Genomic DNA, 19,012 nt, shown 5'->3' with positions numbered 1-19,012 from the left:
CGGAACACCGTGGACCCGGCCGCGATGAGCGCGTCGAGGGCAGCCCGGGTGGGGTGTCCGTATCCGTTGTCGGCGCCCACGCCGACGAGGGCGACGGGAGCGGCCGCCTCGGCAGTGAGTCGTGCGTCGAAGTCGGCCGATCCGTGATGGGCGACCTTCAGCGCATCCACCGGACCGACGGATGTCGCGGCGCGCATCCGCGCCTGCTCCTCTGCGCCCAGATCCCCGAGCAGCAGCACTCGCAGGCACGTCTCGCAGACGGGCCCCGGCTCCAGCAGCAGCACCACGCTCGCGGGGTTTCCGGGCTCCACTCCCCTCGGAGGTGGCCAAAGGACGCGCCAATCCCACTCGCCGAGAGTGCCGCGTGTGTCGCGCCGAGCGTCTACCACCCGCGCGCCGCTCGCGAGCAGATCCTCCCGCATCCGCTCGTCGGACTCGTCGGCTGCCGGGCCGACCAGCACCGTGCCGATGCGACCGGCGACCGCATCTCGGCCGCCCACGTGATCGAGGTCGCCATGGGTGAGAACCAGCAGATCGATCCACCCGATCGCGAGGTCGTCGAGGCACGCCGCGAGCGCCGCGGGATCCGGCCCCGTGTCAACGAGCGCGACGCGATCACCGGAGCGCAGGAGGACGGCGTCTCCCTGACCGACATCGCACATCGCCACCTGCCAGCCGGCCGGCCGGGTCGAGAGCTCGACGACCCGCACCCCCGCCACGGCACCTCCGTAGCCCACCACGGAAGCGAGCGCGACGATCGCCGTCACGCGCCTCCACCGACTGCCGCGGGGAGCGAGAACTGCCGCGAGGCAAACCGCCGTGGCGGCAGCGATCGCGACGACACCCGGCACACCCTCGATCCACGGCATCCGCGCACCGGGCCAGGCGGAGGTGGACTCGGCGACGGCGGCGATCCACGCAGAAGGCAACCATGCGACGGTCACCAGCCCGTGCGCGACATCCGGAGCGAATGGCGCCAGGAGACAGGCGACCAGGCCGATCACGGTGGCGATCGGCGCTGCGGGACCCGCGAGAAGGTTCGCCACCACTCCCCAGAGGGGCAGGGTCGGGCTGAGCAGCACGAGCACCGGCTGACACGCGAGTTGAGCCGCGAGCGGCACGGCGACGATGAGCGCGAGCGGCATCGGCATCCACCGCGACAGTGCCGACGCGAGCGGACGGGCGAGCAGCAGCAGACCACCCGTAGCGAATGCGGACAGCGCGAATCCGAAGGATCGAGAGAGCCACGGATCGATGATGAGCAGCAAGACGACCGCCAGACAGAGCGCGGGAACCCCGCGGCTCGGGCGCCCGGATGCGACGGCCAGCAGCACGATCGCCGCCATCACCGCAGCCCGCAGCACACTCGGCTCGGGGGTGACAAGCACCACGAACCCGACGAGCGACGCCAGCGCGAGGCCGACCCGCAGCCCGCGGGAGGCACCGCAGGCCGCAGCGACGGCGAACACGGCGCCGACCACGATGGCGCAGTTGGCTCCGGAGACGGCGGTGAGGTGCGAGAGCGAGCTCGCCACCATCGCCTCATCGAGGGGAGCGTCGACGCGCGACGTGTCACCGACTGCGAGACCGGGCAGCAGTCGGCCTCCTGACCCGGGGAGGTCCGCGGTGAGCGCGACGAGGCCTTCACGCAGCGAAGCCGCGGCCGCGAGCACGGGAGGCGGGGGTGCGACCTGCTCGACGGGCTGATCGAGGAACAGTAGGAATCCGATCTGGTCGCCCGGCTCCGCCGCCCGCAAGGTTCCGGCGCTTCGCCAACGGTCGCCGATGCGCAGCCGGTCGGCGTCCGCGGGCTCTTTCAGGAACGCGAGCACCGTCACCTCCCCTGCCCCCGGCTCGTCGACGATCCGTGCACGGGCATGCACTCGCCCCTCGACCGCCCGTCCCGTCGTCACGAGCTCGAGCGCCACATGTGCTCGGGTCTCGGCGGCGTCTCGGAACGTCGGCGGTGCGACGAGCGGACCCCGGACGGCTACGACGGTCGAGACTGCGGCCGCCGCGATCAACCCAAGGACGACCACGCCCGCCACGCGCAGGCGGCGAACGGCCAGCGCGGCACCCAGCGCCAGAGCCCACAGCACCACGGCCGCGAGCGCCGGGAACTCTCCCGGCGAGACCCCCACGAGCACGCCACCCGCCACCCACGCACCGACCACGGCGGGAATCAGGCGCAGTTCGGCACGAGACGGACGTCCGCCCGCGCGCACCGCATCCGAAGCCCGAGCCACGAGCGCCTCCCCGCTCACGGGACGACGAGAGGTCGCAGCGCCTCGACGGTCTTCTCGCCGATGCCGCTGATTGCCAAGAGGTCGTCGACCGACGAGAACGGTCCGTTCTGCTCGCGCCAATCGATGATGCGCTGCGCGATCGCGGGACCGACGCGCGGGAGCGTGTCGAGCGCCGCGACGTCCGCTGTGTTGAGGTCGACCCGGCCATCGGATGCGGCACCCTCGCCGCCCGCGGAACCGGGGGCGGGCGACTCCCCCACCGCCGGAACCGCCAACTGCTCGCCGTCGGACACGGGACGCGCCAGGTTCACCGCACCCGGATCGGCGTCGTCGGTCAGTCCGCCGGCCGCAGCGATCGCATCGACCACTCGGTCACCCGGGCTCAGCTCATAGAGACCCGGATGCGCGACCTCGCCGAGGACGTGCACATACAGCACCGATCCGTCGGCCGCACCGACCTCGATCATGGGCGCACCCGACGACCCTGGATCGGGCGGAGCCACCTCGCGCGCCGCACCACCTGGCGTGACGGCCACCGCCACTACCGTGATCGCCGCGGCCGCCAGGAGCACGATGAGCGCCGCCCCGACCCCTCGACGCACCCGGGCGCGGAAGGTGCCGGGGTCGGGGCGGTCGCTCACCTGGGAAGGCTAGGTCGGCCGCGAGGGCCGCCTCCGACGCAGGCCGACCGGCTGTGGAGAGATCAGCCCTTGGTGGCGATGTTGACGACGCGAGGCGCCCGCACGATGACGTTCACGATCTCGCGCTCGCCGATCGCGCGCACCACTGCGGCGGATGCCCGCGCCAGCGCCTCGAGCTCGCCCGCGTCGACCTGCGGAGAGACCTCCAGTCGGTCGCGCACCTTGCCGTCGACCTGCACGATCGCCGTCACCGACTCCTCGATGAGGAGCCGCCCATCGGGCTTCGGGAGCGTCTGCATCGCGACGCCCGGCTGATAGCCGAGCTTCGCCCACATGTCCTCCGCGGCGTACGGCGCGAACATCGAGAGGAGGATCGCGACGGCCTCGGTCGCCTCCCGCACCGCAGGATCGGCGGCACCGGCGCCCTGGTCGATCGTCTTGCGGACCGCGTTCACGAGCTCCATCAGACGCGCGACGAGCACGTTGAACTTGAACGACTCGACGAGGCCCGGCGCGTCCGCGAGCAGGCGGTGGGTCTGACGACGCAGCGCCAGCTCCCCCTCGCCCGAGGCGGTCTCGCCCGCGAGCTGCACGTCGTTCGCCAGCCGCCACGCACGGGCGAGGAACTTCGCCGACCCGGCGGGCGACACATCCGCCCAGTCGATGTCGTCCTCCGGAGGCCCCGCGAACGCCATCGTCAGGCGCACCGCGTCGACGCCGAACTCGTCCAGCTGGTCGGAGAGGCGCACGAGGTTGCCGCGGCTCTTCGACATCGCCGAGCCGTCCATGAGCACCATGCCCTGATTCAGCAGCGCCGTGAAGGGCTCCGTGAACGTGACGTACCCGAGGTCGAACAGCACCTTCGTGATGAAGCGCGCGTACAGCAGGTGCAGGATCGCGTGGGTCACGCCGCCGACGTACTGGTCGACGGGCGCCCACTTCTCGGCCTCCTTCACGTCGAACGCCTTCGTGTCGTCGTTCGGCGAGAGGAACCGCAGGAAGTACCACGAGCTGTCGACGAAGGTGTCCATCGTGTCGGGGTCGCGGCGCGCGGGCGTGCCGTCCGGTGCGGTCGTATTGACCCACTCGTCGGCCGCACCGAGCGGCGAGGTGCCCTTGGGCTGCAGGTCGAGACCCCGCGAGTCGGGTAGCCGCACCGGCAGCTCGGACTCCGCGATCGGGATCTCGCGCCCGTCCTCCGTGTGCAGGATCGGGATGGGCGTGCCCCAGTAGCGCTGTCGCGAAATGAGCCAGTCGCGCAGCCGGTAGGTCTTGGCAGCGCGCCCCGTGCCGGCACCTTCGAGCAGCTCGATGACGCGTCGGATCGCGTTCTGCTTGCTCAGGCCGTCGAGCGGACCCGAGTTGATCATCCGCCCGTCGCCGGTGAGCGCCTCACCCGTGACCGCGGGGTCGAGGGACGACAGATCGCGGACGGCATCCGCGTTCTCGAGCATCTCGGGAGTGATCACCGGAATCGCACCCGTGATCGACGCCGTGACGTCGACCACGACCTTGATCGGGAGATCGAATGCGCGCGCGAAGTCGAGGTCGCGCTGGTCGTGAGCGGGCACCGCCATGACCGCGCCGTGCCCGTAGTCGGCGAGCACGTAGTCCGCGGCCCACACCGGGAGTCGCTCGCCGTTGACCGGGTTGATCGCGTAGCGGCCGAGCGGCACGCCCGTCTTGGGGCGCGTGGTGTCCTGCCGTTCGATCTCGGTCGACTTCTGCACCTGGGCGAGGTACTCGGCGAACGCCGCCTGCACCTCGGGCGTCGACTCGGCCGCGAGCTGCGAGGCGAGATCGGAGTCGGGTGCCACGACCATGAAGGTCGCACCGAACAACGTGTCGGGGCGGGTGGTGAACACCGTCACCTTCTCGTCGTGGCCCTCGATCACGAAGTCGACGTCGGCGCCGGTGGATCGACCGATCCAGTTGCGCTGCATCGCGATGACCTTGCTCGGCCACTTGCCCTCGAGCTGGTTCAGGTCGTCCAGCAGCCGGTCGGCGTAGTCGGTGATCTTGAAGTACCACTGCGTGAGCTTCTTCTTGACGACGATGTTGTCGCATCGCTCACACCGGCCATCGATGACCTGCTCGTTCGCGAGGACCGTCTGGTCGAAGGGACACCAGTTGACCCAGCTGGCCTTGCGGTAGGCGAGGCCCTTCTCATAGAGCTTCAGGAACAGCCACTGGTTCCAGCGGTAGTACTCGGGGTCGGAGGTGTGGATGACCCGATCCCAGTCGAAGCTCGTCGCGTAGCGGCGCATCGACGAGCGCTGCTGGGCGATGTTGTCGTACGTCCACTCCCGCGGGTCGATGCCGCGCTTGATCGCGGCGCCCTCGGCCGGCAGGCCGAACGAATCCCAGCCGATCGGGTGCAGCACGTTGAAGCCCTGCAGCCGCCAGTAGCGGGCGATGATGTCGCCGAGCGCATACGCCTCCGCGTGCCCCATGTGCAGGTCGCCCGAGGGGTAGGGGAACATGTCGAGCACGTACTTGCGCGGACGCTTGTCGTCGCTGTCGGACGTGGCGAACGGCTGCAGCTCGTCCCACACAGGGAGCCAACGCTCCTGGAGGCGCCGGAAGTCGTATTCCTCGGCGTCGGAGGCGATCGGGCCGTGCTCGTGGTGCGCCACTGCTCTCTCTATCTCTCGGGTGACAACCTGTCCAGAGTAGTCAACGTTGAGGGACGCCATCTTGTGCCCGCGGTCCGACGAGCGCTGAGATGAGGGCATCCGCCTTCAGATGCGCCTCCGCGAGCTCATCCTCGGGCGCGGAGAGGGCGGTGATCCCTCCGCCCGCACCGACGCTCGCGCCGACATCGTCGATCACGATCGTGCGAATCGTCATGGCCAGATCCGCCGAGCCGTCGGCCGCAAGATATCCGAACGCACCGGCGTACGGACCGCGCGGGCGCCCCTCGAGGTCGTCGAGGATCTCGATCGCCCGCAGCTTCGGTGCGCCCGTCATCGACCCGGCCGGGAAACAGGCCTCGATCGCATCGACAGCACCGAGGCCCGACAGAAGCCGCCCCTCGATCGTCGAGACGAGCTGGTGGACCTGACGGTACGACTCGACCTCGAGCAGGGAGGTCACCGCGACGGATCCGAGTTCGGACACCCGCGAAAGGTCGTTGCGCATGAGGTCGACGATCATCAGGTTCTCGGCGCGCTCCTTCTCGCTCGCGACGAGTTCGCCCCGCAGTCGTGCGTCCTCGTCGGGGCGGGCGTCCCGTGGCCGGGTGCCCTTGATCGGGCGCGTGCGCACGAGGCCCGTGGGATCGACCTCGAGGAAGCGCTCCGGCGACGCGGATACGAGGGCGGCCCCGCCGATCCGCACGAGCCCGGCGTGATGCGTGGGGCTTGCCTCACGGACGCGCGCGAAGACCTCGAGAGGATCGAAGCGCCCCGCAACACGGGCCTCGGTCGTGAGGCACAGCTGGTAGGCGTCGCCCTCGCGGATCGCCTGCTGACATGCACGGATGCGGGCGAGGTAGTCGTCGTCGGAGTCGCGCCAGCGAACGGACACGGCATCCGGCGCCTCGACCGGGCGCGGGCGCTCGTGATCGCTTCGGCGGGCTGCCTGTTCGGTCAGTGCGTGCTCGATGCGGTCCCGCCAGCGGGCGAGATCGGGAGTCCACCCCTCACCCAGCGCCAGCAGCTCGGCCGAGCCGTCGGGATCGACCCGAACGAGACGATCCACCCGGAGGAACGCGGCGTCGGGCAATGCCCCGCGACGCGACACCGGCATCCCGGTGGTCTCGCCCCGCAGCTCGTAGCCCAGCCACCCCACGAGGCCGAGCGGAACGTGGCCGAGCTCCTCGGCGCTGCGCATCGACGCGAGGGCATCACGGAGCGCCGGCAGGACAGCTCCAGAGGACAGTTCCACCCGGCTCCCCGTGCCGAGGAATGCGGGTCCACCTGCGCCCGAATCCAGCCAGAACGCGTCGTCATCCGGGAGTATCACCCGCGCCACCTGGTCGGCGCGGAATCCGCCGCCGAGCGGATGCCGCAAGAGCCGGAGACGCATAGCCTGATCCTATGAGCGCGCCGTCGACCGTCCCCACGGCGTCCGTGTGGACCGGGAGTGAGCTCATGCCGCGAGAGGACTGCGACGTCGCGCCTGCGACGATCATCGCGGCCGACTCCTGGCTCGTCGAGAACGGATCGACCCGGGGCCTCGACCTGCACCGGGATCGGTTCCTGCGCGCGGTGCCGCGCGAGACGGGCGAACGCCTCGACGTCGAACGTTTCTGGGACGCGGCGATCGCCGCGATCCCGCGCGAGGGCTCGTGGTTCCCCCGGGTGGAGCTGCGCGATCAACTCGGCGCACCGCAGCTGCTCGCCCGCATGCGCGAGGCTCCTACTCGACACCGTTCGCTCATCCTGACGACCCACACGGGATCCGATCCCCGCACCGCACCCGAGGTCAAGGGGCCCGACCTCGCGGCCATGACGCGCCTGCGCACCGAAGCGCAGACCCGAGGCGCCGACGAAGCTGTGATCGTCACCCCGGAGGGGTGGGTCGTCGAGGGCACCACAACCTGCCTCGTCTGGTGGGCGGGCGAGACTCTCTGCATTCCCGACCGCTCGCTCGCCCGTATCCACTCGGTGACCGAACGGACCGTGGTGACCCTCGCGACAGCGCTCGGGATCGAGATCGCTGAGCTGCGGGTGCGTCCGGAAGAGCTCGACGGATGCGAGGTGTGGGCCCTCAACGCTCTGCACGGCATCCGGATCGCCACGGCGTGGCAGGGCGGGCCGCTCTCGACCGCCGAGGAGCCCGGGCGGCTCTCGCGCTGGAGCCTGCGCCTGGACGCCCTGCGTCGACCGCTGCCGGACACTGTGGAGGCGACGGAGGCGACGGAGTGACCTGGTTCGACGACGTCCTCACCGCGATCCTCGATGGAGTGCAGGCGGTCGATCCGGTGCTGCGCACGCTCCTCGCCGGTCTCGGCATCCTCCTCGAGACCTCGGTGCTCATCGGGCTGATCGTGCCCGGCGACACGGTCGTGATCGTCGCGGCGACAGCCGTGGACGGCCCGATCGAGTACTTCGCGCTCGTCGTCGCGGTGGTGCTCGGCGCACTCGGAGGTGAGAGCCTCGGGTTCGCGCTCGGCCGGTTCTTCGGCCCTCGCATCCGGCATTCCCGCCTCGGGCGCCGGATCGGCGAGCAGAACTGGGTGCGCGCCGAGAACTATGTGGCACGACGGGGCGGGCCGGCGGTGTTCATCTCACGGTTCCTGCCCGTGCTGCACTCGCTCGTACCGCTCACGGTGGGCATGAGCTCGATGAGCTACCGCCGCTTCATAGCGTGGACCGCACCGGCATCCGTGATCTGGGCGTTCGCGTACGTCTCGGTGGGATCAGCGGCGGCCGGCTCGTACCGGCAGCTCTCCCAACAGCTGCACTTCGCCGGGTACATCTTCGTGGCGATCATCGTCGTCTTCCTCGTCGCCGTCATGCTCGGGAAGAAGCTCCTGGAGCGCTCGGAATCACGTCACTGGCGCCACCGCCACACGGAAGAGACCACGACGACCGGCACGACCGAGACTGACCCAGAATGACGCTGCGGGCGCCGCGCCGAAGATCCGACGCGGCGCCCGCAGGCGTTGGGTGCTGCCGAGGTCAGGCGAGTCCCTGGTCGGACAGCCACTTCGACGCGATGTCGGCAGACGACATCTCGTCGACCGTCGACTGCACGTTGAGCGCCACCAGCCCCTGAGGCGTGAGCGCCGCGCTCACCGCGTTGATGACATCCGCGACCTCGTCGGCGATGTCCGCGTTGACGAGCGGCACCACGTTCGAGGCGAGGAACAGCCCCTCGGGATCGGCGAGGGTGACAAGGCCCTCGGTCTGGATCCGCGGGTCGGCGCTGTAGACGTTGCCCATGTCGATCGTGCCCGCGACCAGGTCTTCGACCGTGGTGTCACCGGTGGCCTCGAACGAGACCGTCAGACCGTACTTGCTCTCGAGCCCGGACGGACCGTACGGGCGCTCCTCGAGCTCCGGCGGCCCGCCGATCGTGAGCGGGATGTCGAGAGCCGCCAGGTCGGCGAGCGAGTTCACCTCGTACTCATCGGCGAATGCCGACGTCACGTTGTAGGAGTCCTGGTCGGTCGCGGGCGACTGGTCGAGCACGGTCAAGCCGTCCGGAAGCGCGTCCTTCAGCGCCGCGTAGACGTCGTCCGAGGTGGTCGCCTCGGTCTCGGGGTCGTAGAACTGCAGGAGGTTGCCGGTGTACTCCGGGAAGAGATCGACCTCACCCGACTCGAGCGCCGGAAGGTAGGCGTCACGCTGCCCGATGTTGAAGTTCCGCTCCACGTCGAACCCAGCGCCCTCGAGGGCCTGTGCGTAGATCTCGGCGATGATCTCGTTCGAGTAGTACGCCTGCGAGCCGACCACGATGGTGCCGGCGTCGTTCGAGCCATCGCCCGAGTCGAGCGGGTCGCCCGTCGAGCAACCTGCCAGGACAAGCGCCGCGGAGGCGGCGATCGCGCCGATGGCCGCGAGGCGACCAGTGCGTGCTGTGCTCATTTCTCTATCTCTCCTCAGTGGGAATGGGTGCGACCGCCGGACGCCGCCTCGTGGGCGCCGTCAGGGAGTCATCGATGCGCGTCGCGGTCACGCCGCGCGGCACGACGAGGTGCTGCAGAAGTGCGAACATCCCGTCGAGAATGAGGGCGAGCGCGATGATGACCAACGCTCCACCCAGGATCTGGTCGAAGGCGCGCAGCTGCACGCCCTGGATGATGTAGAAGCCGAGGCCGCCGAGGTTGACGTAGGCGGCGATCGCGACCGTCGCGACCACCTGCAGCGTCGCCGAACGGAGCCCTCCGATGAGGAGGGGAAGCCCGAGCGGCACCTCGATGCGCCACAGGATCTGCCATTCGGTCATGCCCATGGCGCGCCCCGCGTCGATGACGCGGCGATCGATGGCCTCGATGCCCGAGTACGCACCCGCGAGAATCGAGGGGATCGCGAGCAATACGAACGCGATCGTGGCCGCCTCGGGCTTGTGGAGCACCCCGATCAGCAGCACGAGCAACACGAGCAGTCCGAATGAGGGGATCGCGCGCGCCGCTCCCGATACGGCGACGGCGACCTCGCGACCACGACCCGTGTGCCCGATCGCCCACCCGAGGGGCACGGCGATCGCGGCCGCGATGAGCACCGAGACGAAGGTGTAGCCGAGATGCTGGGCGATCGCCTCGGGGAGCGGGAGCGACGAGTCGAGGCTCTCGGTGAAGAGCCACGCGATCGCATCGGCGAAGAGGTTCATGCGGTCGCCTCCGCCCGGACCGCCATCCGCGCCTCGGTGCGACGACTGCGGCGGCGGGGCGCCCAGGGCATGAGCATGCGCCCGGCGAGCACGAGGAGTCCGTCGACGATGAGCGCGATCACCGTGACCGCGACGACGCCCGCGAGCACCTCGGGCACGATCCGCCGCTGAAGGCCGTTCGTGAAGAGATAGCCGAGATTGTCGACCCCGATGAGGATGCCGACCGTCGCGAGGGCGATCGTCGAGACCGCGGTAACGCGCAGGCCCGCGAGCATGACGGGCCCCGCGAGGGGGAACTCCACCGACCAGAACCGGCGCCATCCGCCGTATCCGATCGCCGTGGCCGCTTGCTTGACGTCGGCGTCGACCGAACCGAGCGCGTCGGACATCGTGCGGGTCATGATGGCGACCGCGTAGATCGTCAAGGCGATCACGAGGTTGGTCTCAGAGAGATAGCCGACACCCAGCACGCTCGGGATGACGACGAGGAGCGCGAGCGACGGGATCGTGTAGAGCAGCCCGATGACCGTGAGAAGCAGGCCGCGCGTGAGGCGGTACCTGTGGGCGACCCACCCGAGCGGGATCGCGATGGCGAAGCCGAGCAGAATCGGCAGAATGCACTGCCGCAGATGCTCCAGTGCGAGCCCGGCGATGAGATCGAGGTTCCCCAGAACCCAGGTCATGTGTCCTCGTCCACCAGGACACCCTGGGCCCGACCGGAGGAATCGACCAGCACGGTGCCATTTGCTGTGCGCTTGCGGCGCAGCGCCCGCGTGCCCCGGTCGATCCCCACGAAAGACGCGACGAAGTCGTTCGCCGGGGCTTCGAGGATCTCGGACGGCGATCCCACCTGAGCCACACGCGCGCCCTTCTCGAGGATCACCACCTGATCCCCGAGCAAGAAGGCCTCGTCGATGTCATGGGTGACGAAGACGATCGTCTTGTGCAGATCGTGCTGCAGCCGCATGGTCTCTTGCTGCAGCTCTGCCCGCACGATCGGATCGACGGCACCGAAAGGCTCATCCATCAACAGGATGTTGGGATCGGCCGCAAGGCCGCGAGCAACGCCCACACGCTGCTGCTGACCCCCCGAGAGCTGATTCGGATACCGCTCGGCCAGGCCGCGATCGAGCCCGACGATGTCGAGGAGCTCAGCGGCCCGCTCACGAGCGACTCGGCGCGACACCCCGTTCAGCACGGGAACGGTCGCGACGTTGTCGATGACCTTCAGGTGCGGAAGCAGGCCGCCGTTCTGCATGACGTAGCCGATGCTCCGCCGTAGCTTCACCGGATCGCGGTCGCGGATGCTCTCGCCGTCGATCTCGATGTCGCCCGCAGTCGGCTCGACCATCCGATTGATCATGCGCAGAAGCGTCGTCTTGCCGCAGCCGGAGGATCCGACGAAAACCGTCGTCGTGCGGGCCGGGATCACGAGACTGAAATCGTCGACCGCGAGCGTCCCCTCGGGGAACCGCTTCGTCACACCTCGGAACTCGATCATCGCCACCCCTCGCCGATCCGAAACCTGTCAGGTCCGTAACCACTCAACCGTAAAACGGGCCACCGACGCTGGAGTCGGATGAGATCGTCAGGGTAATGGGCGCTCGATGCGCCGCGATCAGCGGGGCGGAAGCTCCACGTACTCGCGGAAGATGGCGCCGACAGCCCGGCGCGCAAGGTCCAGACGCTCGGGATCGCCCTGCGGATCGCGGGCGAAGGCGCGCGCGACGAGCGCATCGGTCGCCTCGATCGCCAGCTCGAACGCTCCGCGCGTGTCGAGCGCCGGGCCACCGAAGCGGGCGTAGATCGCCTCGTGGATCGTCGCGGCCATCACCGAGTTGCGCGGCGTGCCCTCCGACGGACGCAGGTCGAGCACGTCGCCGAGCCGCAGCGAGGCGAAGCCCGGCTCCGAGCGGAAGCACTCCACGAACGCATCGAATGTCGAGGTCAGCGCATCGAGCCAGTCGCCGTGCGACGGGTCGGACACTCCCTCGAGAACGCGCGCGGTCGCTCGCTCCTCGTTGCGCGCCGCAAGACTCTGCAGCACCGCGATGCGGTCGGGGAAGTACCGGTAGACGGTGCCGATCGACGCGCCAGCGCCATCGGCGACCATCGCCGTGGTCAAGCGCTCGTAGCCGATCTCGGCGACTACCTTGGCGGCCGCGTCGAGCAGAGCCGCCAGCCGCGCGGTGCTCCGCGCCTGCACCGGTTCGTTGCGAATGAGCATCGCGGGGTGCTCGTTTGTTTCCATGAGGGTTTCGGGCACGGGGGTCTCCTCGTCTCGCCGGAGATTCTAGACCTGGAATCCCTGAATGCTGCTGAACGACACCATGACACACTTGAGCAGTGGATTCCGCCGACCCCGATGCCGAGCGCGCGCCGCTCCACCTGGCGGCCCGGATCGAGGATGCGCTCCACCGGTTCCGCGAGCGACGCGGACGGCGACGCGGCCTCGTACCGACCATCGTCCCCTACCCCGGATACGGCGGAGACGGCTGGATCCGCGTGCTCGGTCGCGTCGTGCTCGTGCGCCCGGGGCGCCGGATGCCCGACCGCTACACGAGCATCCGCGGCTGGCGCAGCTTCACGAGCATCCCCGTGCGTGACGCCGAGATCCGCGTGCGGGTGGGCAACGAGGAGCACACGATCCGCGCCGACCGCGGAGGCGTCATCGACGCGCGCGTCGAGGCGCCGGTCGAGCCCGGCTGGACTTCAGCGCTCCTCACACTCGACGGTTCGGACGCGATCGAGACTCCCTTGTTCATCGTGGATGAGAAGGTCGACTTCGGCATCATCTCCGACATCGACGACACCGTCATGGTCACGGCGCTGCCTCACCCGTTTCTCGCGGCCTGGAACACGTTCGTGGTGAACGAGCACGCCCGGCGTCCGGTGCCGGGCATGGCGGTGCTGTACGACCGGCTCGTCACCGCGCATCCGGGTTCCCCCGTCGTCTACCTGTCGACGGGCGCCTGGAACACGGTTCTGAGCTTCGACCGCTTCCTGTCGCGCAACCTCTACCCGCGCGGCACTTTCCTCCTCACCGACTGGGGCCCGACGCCCGAGCGCTGGTTCCGCAGTGGGCAGGAGCACAAGAAGGCGAGCCTGCTTCGCCTGGCCGTCGAGTTCCCCAGCATGCGTTGGCTGCTCTTCGGTGACGACGGGCAGCATGACGAGACGCGGTACGCGGAGTTCGCGAGGGCGCATCCCACGTCGGTCGCCGCCGTCGCGATTCGTCAGCTGACGGCGGGCGAGGCGGTGTTCGCTGGCGGACGCGCTCCGAAGTACCCGCACGGCGGAGACGTGCCGTGGGTCTACGGCGCAGACGGCGCGGAACTCGCGGAGCAGCTCGCGGGGCTCGGCCTCGTCACGGCGCCGCGCTCGTAACCGTTGTGGCGTGGCGGGTCGGCTGCTAGCGTGAGCGAACCCCTGCTGCCGACTCCCCGGTCGGCTCCCCCCACCCGAAAGACATCGGCATGTCATCCCTGTTGTCGGCTGTGATCGTCGCGCTCGCCGCGGCAGCCGTCGTCGGCGTCGCACTCGCCGTGGCGAGCCTCGCCCGCACGAGGCGACTCGACGTGCGCCGCGGCATCGCCTCCATCGCGCTCGTCGCGGGTGCGGGAGTCGCCTCCATCACCGGCGTTGCGGTGCTTCAGCCGTCCACCGGGCTCGGGATCGCGCCCGCGTCGGCCGTGACCACCGACGACGCAGGCACAGAGGTCGACGTTCAGCTGGAGACGCTTCCGCTCGACTGACCCGGCCCGACCGGTCAGCTCGCGGCGAGGGCGCACACGTCGCGACACCGCACGTAGGGCGCGTCCGATGCCGATTCCGCACGCCGCAGCTCGAGCACCCTCAGTGCGGCGTCGTCGAGCCGCGACAGGGGAAGCGACCCGCGCTCGACCTCCTGGGCGACCCGCGCCGCGAAGGCGCCCGTGTCGATCGGTCCCACATAGAGCAAGAGGTCCGCGCCCGCCTCCAGCGCCGTCACGCCGTTGCTCACCGGATCGACGAGATCCGACTCTCCGGATGCCTGAAGCATCGACAGGTCGTCGGTCACCGCGACGCCCTCGAACTCGAGCTCATCGCGCAAGATGCCGTACCAGGCCGGCGACAGGCTCGCGGGCGCGTCGTCGACAGCCGTGTAGCGCAGGTGCCCCATCATCACGAGCTCGGCCCCCGCCGCGATGCCGGCTTCGAACGGGGGCGCCTCGTCCGTTCGCCACTTCGCAAGACTCATCGCACTCTGCGGGATGAGGCGGTGGGAGTCGCCCGGGGCGCCACCGTGTCCCGGGAAGTGCTTGAGCGTCGAAAGCACGATGCCCTGCTCCCCCTCCACCGCGGCGGCGACGCGGGCGGACACGGCATCCGTGTCTCCCCCGAACACGCGGGGGGCGAGGAACGACGTCGGATCACCCGTCACGTCGGCGACGATCCCGAAGTTGATGTCGACCCCGGCGTCCGCGACGAGACGCGCCCGATCCGCGAAGGCGGTCCGGGTGTCGTCCACCGGGAGCCCGGCGAGCGCACGCGCGGATGGCCCCGGGTCGGGCAGCCGGGCGACGATTCCACCCTCCTGGTCGATCGCACTCAGAGGAGGAAGGCCGGAGTCGGTTGCAAGTCCGGCGGTGAGCGCGCGCGTCGTGGCGACCGAGTCCGCGGTGTTGTCGCCCATGAGGATCACCCCGGCCACGCCGCTCGAGGCGACGCGATCTCGGAGCGTGGCGGGATCCGTGCCCGGTACATGGATCAGGAGGACGCTCGCCGCCCGCTCTCGCACGCTCATGTCGGCGAGCCGCGCCTCGGCGTACTCGACGACCGGGTCAACGGGTTCCGCGGGTGCGGCGGCCGCCCACCCGTGCGGGGGCTCGGTGGAGACTTCCGCCGGCTGCGCGCAGGCCGCGAGCGCCAGTGCAAGGGCGCCCGTGACGAGCAAGCCGATGGTGCGCCGGGGCATCCCCCGAGGGTAGTCCCGTCGTGCGTCGCCGGTCCGCTGCCCAATGAAGCGGGGGTGAACCCCCAGGTTCGGATGCTGTCCGCCCGCTACTCTGAACGGGACACCCGCCGATCGCCCTGCGACCGACGCACAGGAGAATCCCGCGTGCCTTTCACCACCTCCCTGATGGCCCTCATCGCAGCCGCTCCGACGGCGCTCGTTCCGTGGCTCGATCCTCACGCGATCATCGTGTCGGCGGGACCGTGGGCTCTCCTCGTGGTGTGCCTCATCGTGTTCGCGGAGACCGGCCTGCTCGTCGGCTTCATCCTCCCCGGCGACACCCTGCTCGTCATCACGGGGCTCCTGACGTTCACGGGCACGATGACGGCGGAGGGCACCGGCATCCAGATCCCGATCTGGGTGGTGTGCCTCGCGATCGCCTTCGCGGCATTCCTCGGTGGCGAAGTCGGCTATCTGATCGGCCACAAGGCGGGCCCGCGGATCTTCGAGCGGAAGGAGAGCGGCCTCTTCTCGAAGGAGAACGTCGTTCGCACGAACGCCTTCCTCACGAAGTGGGGCCCGCTCGCCATCGTGCTCGCGCGATTCGTTCCGATCGTACGCACCTTCGCGCCGGTCGCAGCGGGCGTCGGCCACATGAACTACAAGCGATACTCCCTGTACAACGCGGTCGGCGCTTTCATCTGGGGCGCGGGGCTCACGTTCGCCGGGTTCATCCTCGGCTACATCCCGCCGCTCGCCGACTTCGTCGTCGACTACATCGACATCATCCTGCTGCTGGCGATCGCCCTCGCGGTGATCCCCACGGTGTTCCACTACGTCCAGTCGCTCGTGAAGGCCCGCCGGGCCCGCGCCGCGGGCGTCGAGCCGCTCACCGACGAGCAGGCCGCGATCGACCCCCAGGTGCTCGACGACTGATCGAGCGTCCGCCTGATCAGGCGTCCGTCTGATCGAGCGTCCGTCTGATCAGGCGCCGGTCGCGACGAGCACGAGCAACGTGGCGTTGAGTCCGATCAGCAGCACCGCCGCGACGACGGCGAGCGCCGTAGTGACGCGACCGTTGACCGCGTCGCCCATGAGTTCGCGACGCGTCGTGAGCCGCACGAGGGGCACGAGCGCGAACGGGATGCCGAACGACAGCACCACCTGGCTGAGCACCAGCGCGAAGGTCGGCGGCGCGCCGACCGCGAGGAGCACGAGCGCCGGCACGAGGGTGACGAGGCGGCGCACGATGAGCGGCAGGCGCACCCGGAGGAGCCCCGACATGATCTCCGCGCCCGCGTAGGCGCCTACGGATGCCGAGGCGAGTCCCGACGCCAGCAAGCCCACCGCGAAGAGTGTCGCGATTCCCCCGCCGAGAGCCGCCGCGAGTGCCGCATGCGCGCCCTCGAGCGTGTCGGTGCCCGCCACGCCGGGGAGGGTCGCCGCGGCGAGCAGCAGGATGCCGAGGTTCACGGATCCCGCGATCGCGAGAGCGATGGTCACGTCGATCCTGGTCGCGCGAAGGATGCGACGTCGCTCCGGACCCTCGTCGACGCGCCCGAAGCGGTCGCGGGTGAGTGCGGAATGGGCGTAGATCGCGTGCGGCATGACGGTCGCGCCGAGGATGGAGGCCGCGAGCAGCACCGAACCCGCGTCCGCGAACCGTGGAACGAGACCGCCGATCGCCGCGCCCGGATCGACGGGTGCGACGAGAAGACCCGCGCAGAATCCGATCGCGATGATCGTGACCATTCCGATGACGACCCGTTCGAAGATCCCCGGCCCCCGGCGACTGTGGAGGGCGAGCAGGACGATCGAGACGACCCCCGTGATCGCGCCGCCGAGAGGCAGCGGCAGCCCGAAGAGAAGGTTGAGCGCGATCGCGCCGCCGATCACCTCGGCGATGTCGGTGGCCATCGCCACGAGCTCGGCCTGAATCCAGTAGGCGTAGCGGGCGCCCCGCGAGCGGAAGCGCTCCCCCAGGAGCGCGGGCAGGCTGCGGCCCGTGACGATGCCGAGCTTCGCGGAGAGGTATTGCACGAGCCACGCCATCACGTTGGCGAGCACGACCACCCACACCAGCAGGTAGCCGTAGGCGGCACCGGCACTGGCGTTGCTCGCGACGTTGCCGGGGTCGAGGTAGGCGACTCCGGCCACCATCGCGGGACCGAGCGCGCCGCCGATTCCTGCACGGGCGCGAGCGCGCGTTCGGTCGGTCGTGTCGACGGGAGGGGTCACAGATTGCCTCGCAGGGATGGTGCCCTTGAGATCCTACGAGATTTTTCGGTATACCGAAATCAACCGACCGGGACGACCCAGACGGCTTCCGCCGCGCCCTGCGGGAGCTCCCCCACGACGACGACCGTGTCGAGCCCGATGCCGTCGGCGTCGATCCGGCGCAATACCTCCGGATCACGGTCGCTGATGCGCGCCACGCGGCCCGCAGCATCGGCGGCGAGCTGCGACGCGAGCACAGCATCCGGCTGGACGACCCGGCCGCTCGAGTCGGGGATCGGGTCGCCGTGCGGGTCGCGCAGCGGATGACCGAGCTGCGCGTCGATCGCCTCGAGCAGGCGATCGCTCAGCGCGTGCTCGAGAACCTCGGCTTCGTCGTGCACCTCGTCCCAGGTGTAGCCGAAACCCTCCACGAGCCAGGTCTCCACGAGGCGATGCCGCCGCACCATCCGCAGGGCCTGAGAGAGCCCCTCGTCGGTGAGGGTGATGGCGCCGTACGGCGCATGTCGCACGAGCCCCAGCGCCGCGAGCTTCTTCACCATCTCGGTGACGGTCGACGGGACCACACCGAGTCGCGCCGCGAGCTGCGTACCGGTGATCGGGGCGTCCTGCCACTCGGTGTGGCCATAGATCGACTTCAGGTAGTCCTCGACGGCGGTCGAGGCGTGTCTAGCGATGTGCGTGCTCCTCGCGCTCGGCGTGCCCGTGGGGCTCGATCTGGAAGGTCGAGTGCGCCACGTCGAAGTGGCCGGCGAGGCAGCCTCCGAGACGATCGAGCACCTCGCCCACCTCGCCTCGCACGAGCACGTCCGGCTCCACTACGACGTGCGCGGTGAACACCGGCGAGCCGGAGGTGATGGTCCAGATGTGCACGTCGTGCACCGCGACCACCGCCGGATCCGCCTCGATGTGGCGGCGGATCTGCTGAACGTCGGTCTCGCGGGGCGCCGACTCGGTGAGCACTCGCATCACGTCGCGCAGCAGCAGCACCGCGCGCGGCGCGATGAGCAACGCGATCGCAAGGGACGCAAGGGCGTCAGCGCCCGCGAATCCGGTTGCGAGGATCACGATGGCGGCTGCGATCGCCGCAACCGAGCCGAGAAGATCGCCGACCACCTCGAGGATCGCGCCGCGCATGTTGAGCGAGCTGCGGTCGCCTCCGCGCAGTACGAGCAGGGCGACGAGATTCGCGACAAGTCCCAGGATCGCGACGGCGAGCATCGGAGCCGCGTCGACCTGCGCCTCCTCCGCGGGGAGAAGCCGCCGAATGGCCTCGATGCCGATCGTGACCGCCAGCACGGTCAGCAGCACGCCGTTCACGAGTGCGGCCAGCACCTCTACCCGGCGGAAGCCGTAGGTGTGCCGATCGGTCGCCGGACGAGCCGCGATGCCGCTCGCGACGAGCGCGACGATCAGGCCGATCGCGTCGGATGCCATATGGCCGGCATCGGCCAGGAGGGCGAGCGAGCCGGTGAGGGCTGCCCCGACGACCTCCGCGACGAGCACGACAACGACGATGCAGAGCGCCACCCGCAGGCGCACGCGGTCGCCCGCACGTCGCGCGTCGAGCGCGCTGCCGTGATCGTGTCCTGCTCCCACCGTTCCAGGCTAAGGCCGCGTGGGGCGGCGAGCACCGCGCGTGTCGTTCTCGGGAATGCTGCTCACGATCGTTC

General features: G+C 69.9%; 17 protein-coding genes and 1 pseudogene. 5 read left to right on the top strand and 13 right to left on the bottom strand.

Annotation, left to right across the window (positions count from 1 at the left end):
* Window positions 1–380 precede the first annotated feature (380 nt).
* The 4 genes and pseudogenes from FVQ89_RS14705 to FVQ89_RS09795 all read right to left on the bottom strand — a co-directional run.
* Window positions 381–1,538 (bottom strand): annotated as a pseudogene (locus FVQ89_RS14705) (ComEC/Rec2 family competence protein); the annotation flags it as partial.
* Window positions 1,539–2,260: 722 nt separating this feature from the next.
* Entirely contained in the window at window positions 2,261–2,887 is a 627-nt protein-coding gene (locus tag FVQ89_RS09805; RefSeq protein WP_147901778.1) for a ComEA family DNA-binding protein, read from the bottom strand.
* A 62-nt stretch (window positions 2,888–2,949) separates the two neighbouring features.
* Entirely contained in the window at window positions 2,950–5,523 is a 2,574-nt protein-coding gene (gene leuS / locus FVQ89_RS09800) for a leucine--tRNA ligase (RefSeq protein ID WP_255513541.1), read from the bottom strand.
* Between the two features lie 40 nt (window positions 5,524–5,563).
* Window positions 5,564–6,916: an anthranilate synthase component I family protein gene (locus FVQ89_RS09795; protein ID WP_147901776.1), complete on the bottom strand. Its 1,353-nt coding sequence runs from the start codon at window positions 6,914–6,916 to the stop codon at window positions 5,564–5,566.
* 11 nt (window positions 6,917–6,927) lie between these two features.
* Between FVQ89_RS09795 and FVQ89_RS14610 the strand changes: the two genes are divergently transcribed.
* Window positions 6,928–7,758: an aminotransferase class IV gene (locus FVQ89_RS14610; RefSeq protein WP_147901775.1), complete on the top strand. Its 831-nt coding sequence runs from the start codon at window positions 6,928–6,930 to the stop codon at window positions 7,756–7,758.
* Entirely contained in the window at window positions 7,755–8,453 is a 699-nt protein-coding gene (locus FVQ89_RS09785) for a DedA family protein (RefSeq protein ID WP_255513540.1), read from the top strand. The genes FVQ89_RS14610 and FVQ89_RS09785 overlap by 4 nt, the downstream gene beginning before the upstream one ends.
* Window positions 8,454–8,514: 61 nt before the next feature.
* Here the strand turns inward: FVQ89_RS09785 and FVQ89_RS09780 are convergent, their stop codons facing one another.
* The 5 genes from FVQ89_RS09780 to FVQ89_RS09760 form a co-directional block, all read right to left on the bottom strand.
* Window positions 8,515–9,423, bottom strand: coding sequence for an ABC transporter substrate-binding protein (locus FVQ89_RS09780; RefSeq protein ID WP_147901773.1), 909 nt, complete (start codon window positions 9,421–9,423; stop codon window positions 8,515–8,517).
* Between the two features lie 4 nt (window positions 9,424–9,427).
* The gene (locus FVQ89_RS09775) at window positions 9,428–10,168 is read right to left on the bottom strand and encodes an ABC transporter permease (RefSeq protein ID WP_147901772.1); all 741 of its coding nucleotides are present in this window, start codon (window positions 10,166–10,168) and stop codon (window positions 9,428–9,430) included.
* Window positions 10,165–10,851 carry an ABC transporter permease gene (locus FVQ89_RS09770; RefSeq protein WP_147901771.1) on the bottom strand — a complete coding sequence of 229 codons (687 nt, stop codon included), beginning with the start codon at window positions 10,849–10,851 and terminating at the stop codon, window positions 10,165–10,167. Before FVQ89_RS09770 ends, FVQ89_RS09775 begins: the two co-directional genes overlap by 4 nt.
* Window positions 10,848–11,669 (bottom strand): ABC transporter ATP-binding protein, encoded by an 822-nt coding sequence (locus FVQ89_RS09765; RefSeq protein ID WP_147901770.1) that lies wholly within the window; start codon window positions 11,667–11,669, stop codon window positions 10,848–10,850. Before FVQ89_RS09765 ends, FVQ89_RS09770 begins: the two co-directional genes overlap by 4 nt.
* A gap of 117 nt (window positions 11,670–11,786) precedes the next feature.
* Window positions 11,787–12,395: a TetR/AcrR family transcriptional regulator gene (locus tag FVQ89_RS09760; RefSeq protein ID WP_255513539.1), complete on the bottom strand. Its 609-nt coding sequence runs from the start codon at window positions 12,393–12,395 to the stop codon at window positions 11,787–11,789.
* A 119-nt stretch (window positions 12,396–12,514) separates the two neighbouring features.
* Between FVQ89_RS09760 and FVQ89_RS09755 the strand changes: the two genes are divergently transcribed.
* Together FVQ89_RS09755 and FVQ89_RS09750 are read left to right on the top strand one after the other, a co-directional pair.
* Window positions 12,515–13,555 carry an App1 family protein gene (locus FVQ89_RS09755; RefSeq protein ID WP_147901769.1) on the top strand — a complete coding sequence of 347 codons (1,041 nt, stop codon included), beginning with the start codon at window positions 12,515–12,517 and terminating at the stop codon, window positions 13,553–13,555.
* Window positions 13,556–13,644: 89 nt separating this feature from the next.
* Window positions 13,645–13,923, top strand: a complete 279-nt coding sequence (locus FVQ89_RS09750; RefSeq protein ID WP_147901768.1) for a hypothetical protein — start codon at window positions 13,645–13,647, stop codon at window positions 13,921–13,923.
* A gap of 14 nt (window positions 13,924–13,937) precedes the next feature.
* Here the strand turns inward: FVQ89_RS09750 and FVQ89_RS09745 are convergent, their stop codons facing one another.
* A complete protein-coding gene (locus FVQ89_RS09745) occupies window positions 13,938–15,125 on the bottom strand; it encodes a glycoside hydrolase family 3 N-terminal domain-containing protein (protein WP_147901767.1) in 1,188 nt (395 codons plus the stop codon).
* 165 nt (window positions 15,126–15,290) lie between these two features.
* On the opposite strand from FVQ89_RS09745, the gene FVQ89_RS09740 reads away from it, so the two are divergent.
* On the top strand, window positions 15,291–16,040 hold the full coding sequence (locus tag FVQ89_RS09740) for a DedA family protein (protein WP_147902410.1): 750 nt from the start codon (window positions 15,291–15,293) through the stop codon (window positions 16,038–16,040).
* A gap of 48 nt (window positions 16,041–16,088) precedes the next feature.
* On the opposite strand, the gene FVQ89_RS09735 is transcribed toward FVQ89_RS09740, so the two are convergent.
* The 3 genes from FVQ89_RS09735 to FVQ89_RS09725 form a co-directional block, all read right to left on the bottom strand.
* On the bottom strand, window positions 16,089–17,288 hold the full coding sequence (locus FVQ89_RS09735; protein ID WP_255513611.1) for an Nramp family divalent metal transporter: 1,200 nt from the start codon (window positions 17,286–17,288) through the stop codon (window positions 16,089–16,091).
* A 113-nt stretch (window positions 17,289–17,401) separates the two neighbouring features.
* The gene (locus FVQ89_RS09730; protein ID WP_147901766.1) at window positions 17,402–18,016 is read right to left on the bottom strand and encodes a metal-dependent transcriptional regulator; all 615 of its coding nucleotides are present in this window, start codon (window positions 18,014–18,016) and stop codon (window positions 17,402–17,404) included.
* Window positions 18,009–18,938: a cation diffusion facilitator family transporter gene (locus FVQ89_RS09725; protein ID WP_147901765.1), complete on the bottom strand. Its 930-nt coding sequence runs from the start codon at window positions 18,936–18,938 to the stop codon at window positions 18,009–18,011. The genes FVQ89_RS09730 and FVQ89_RS09725 overlap by 8 nt, the downstream gene beginning before the upstream one ends.
* Window positions 18,939–19,012: the final 74 nt, after the last annotated feature.

It is taken from the genome of Homoserinibacter sp. GY 40078 (genome assembly GCF_008017545.1).
Lineage (GTDB): Bacteria > Actinomycetota > Actinomycetes > Actinomycetales > Microbacteriaceae > Homoserinibacter.
The sequence above is the reverse complement of the archived record's forward strand: the minus strand, read 5'-3'. Positions and strand labels throughout refer to the sequence as shown.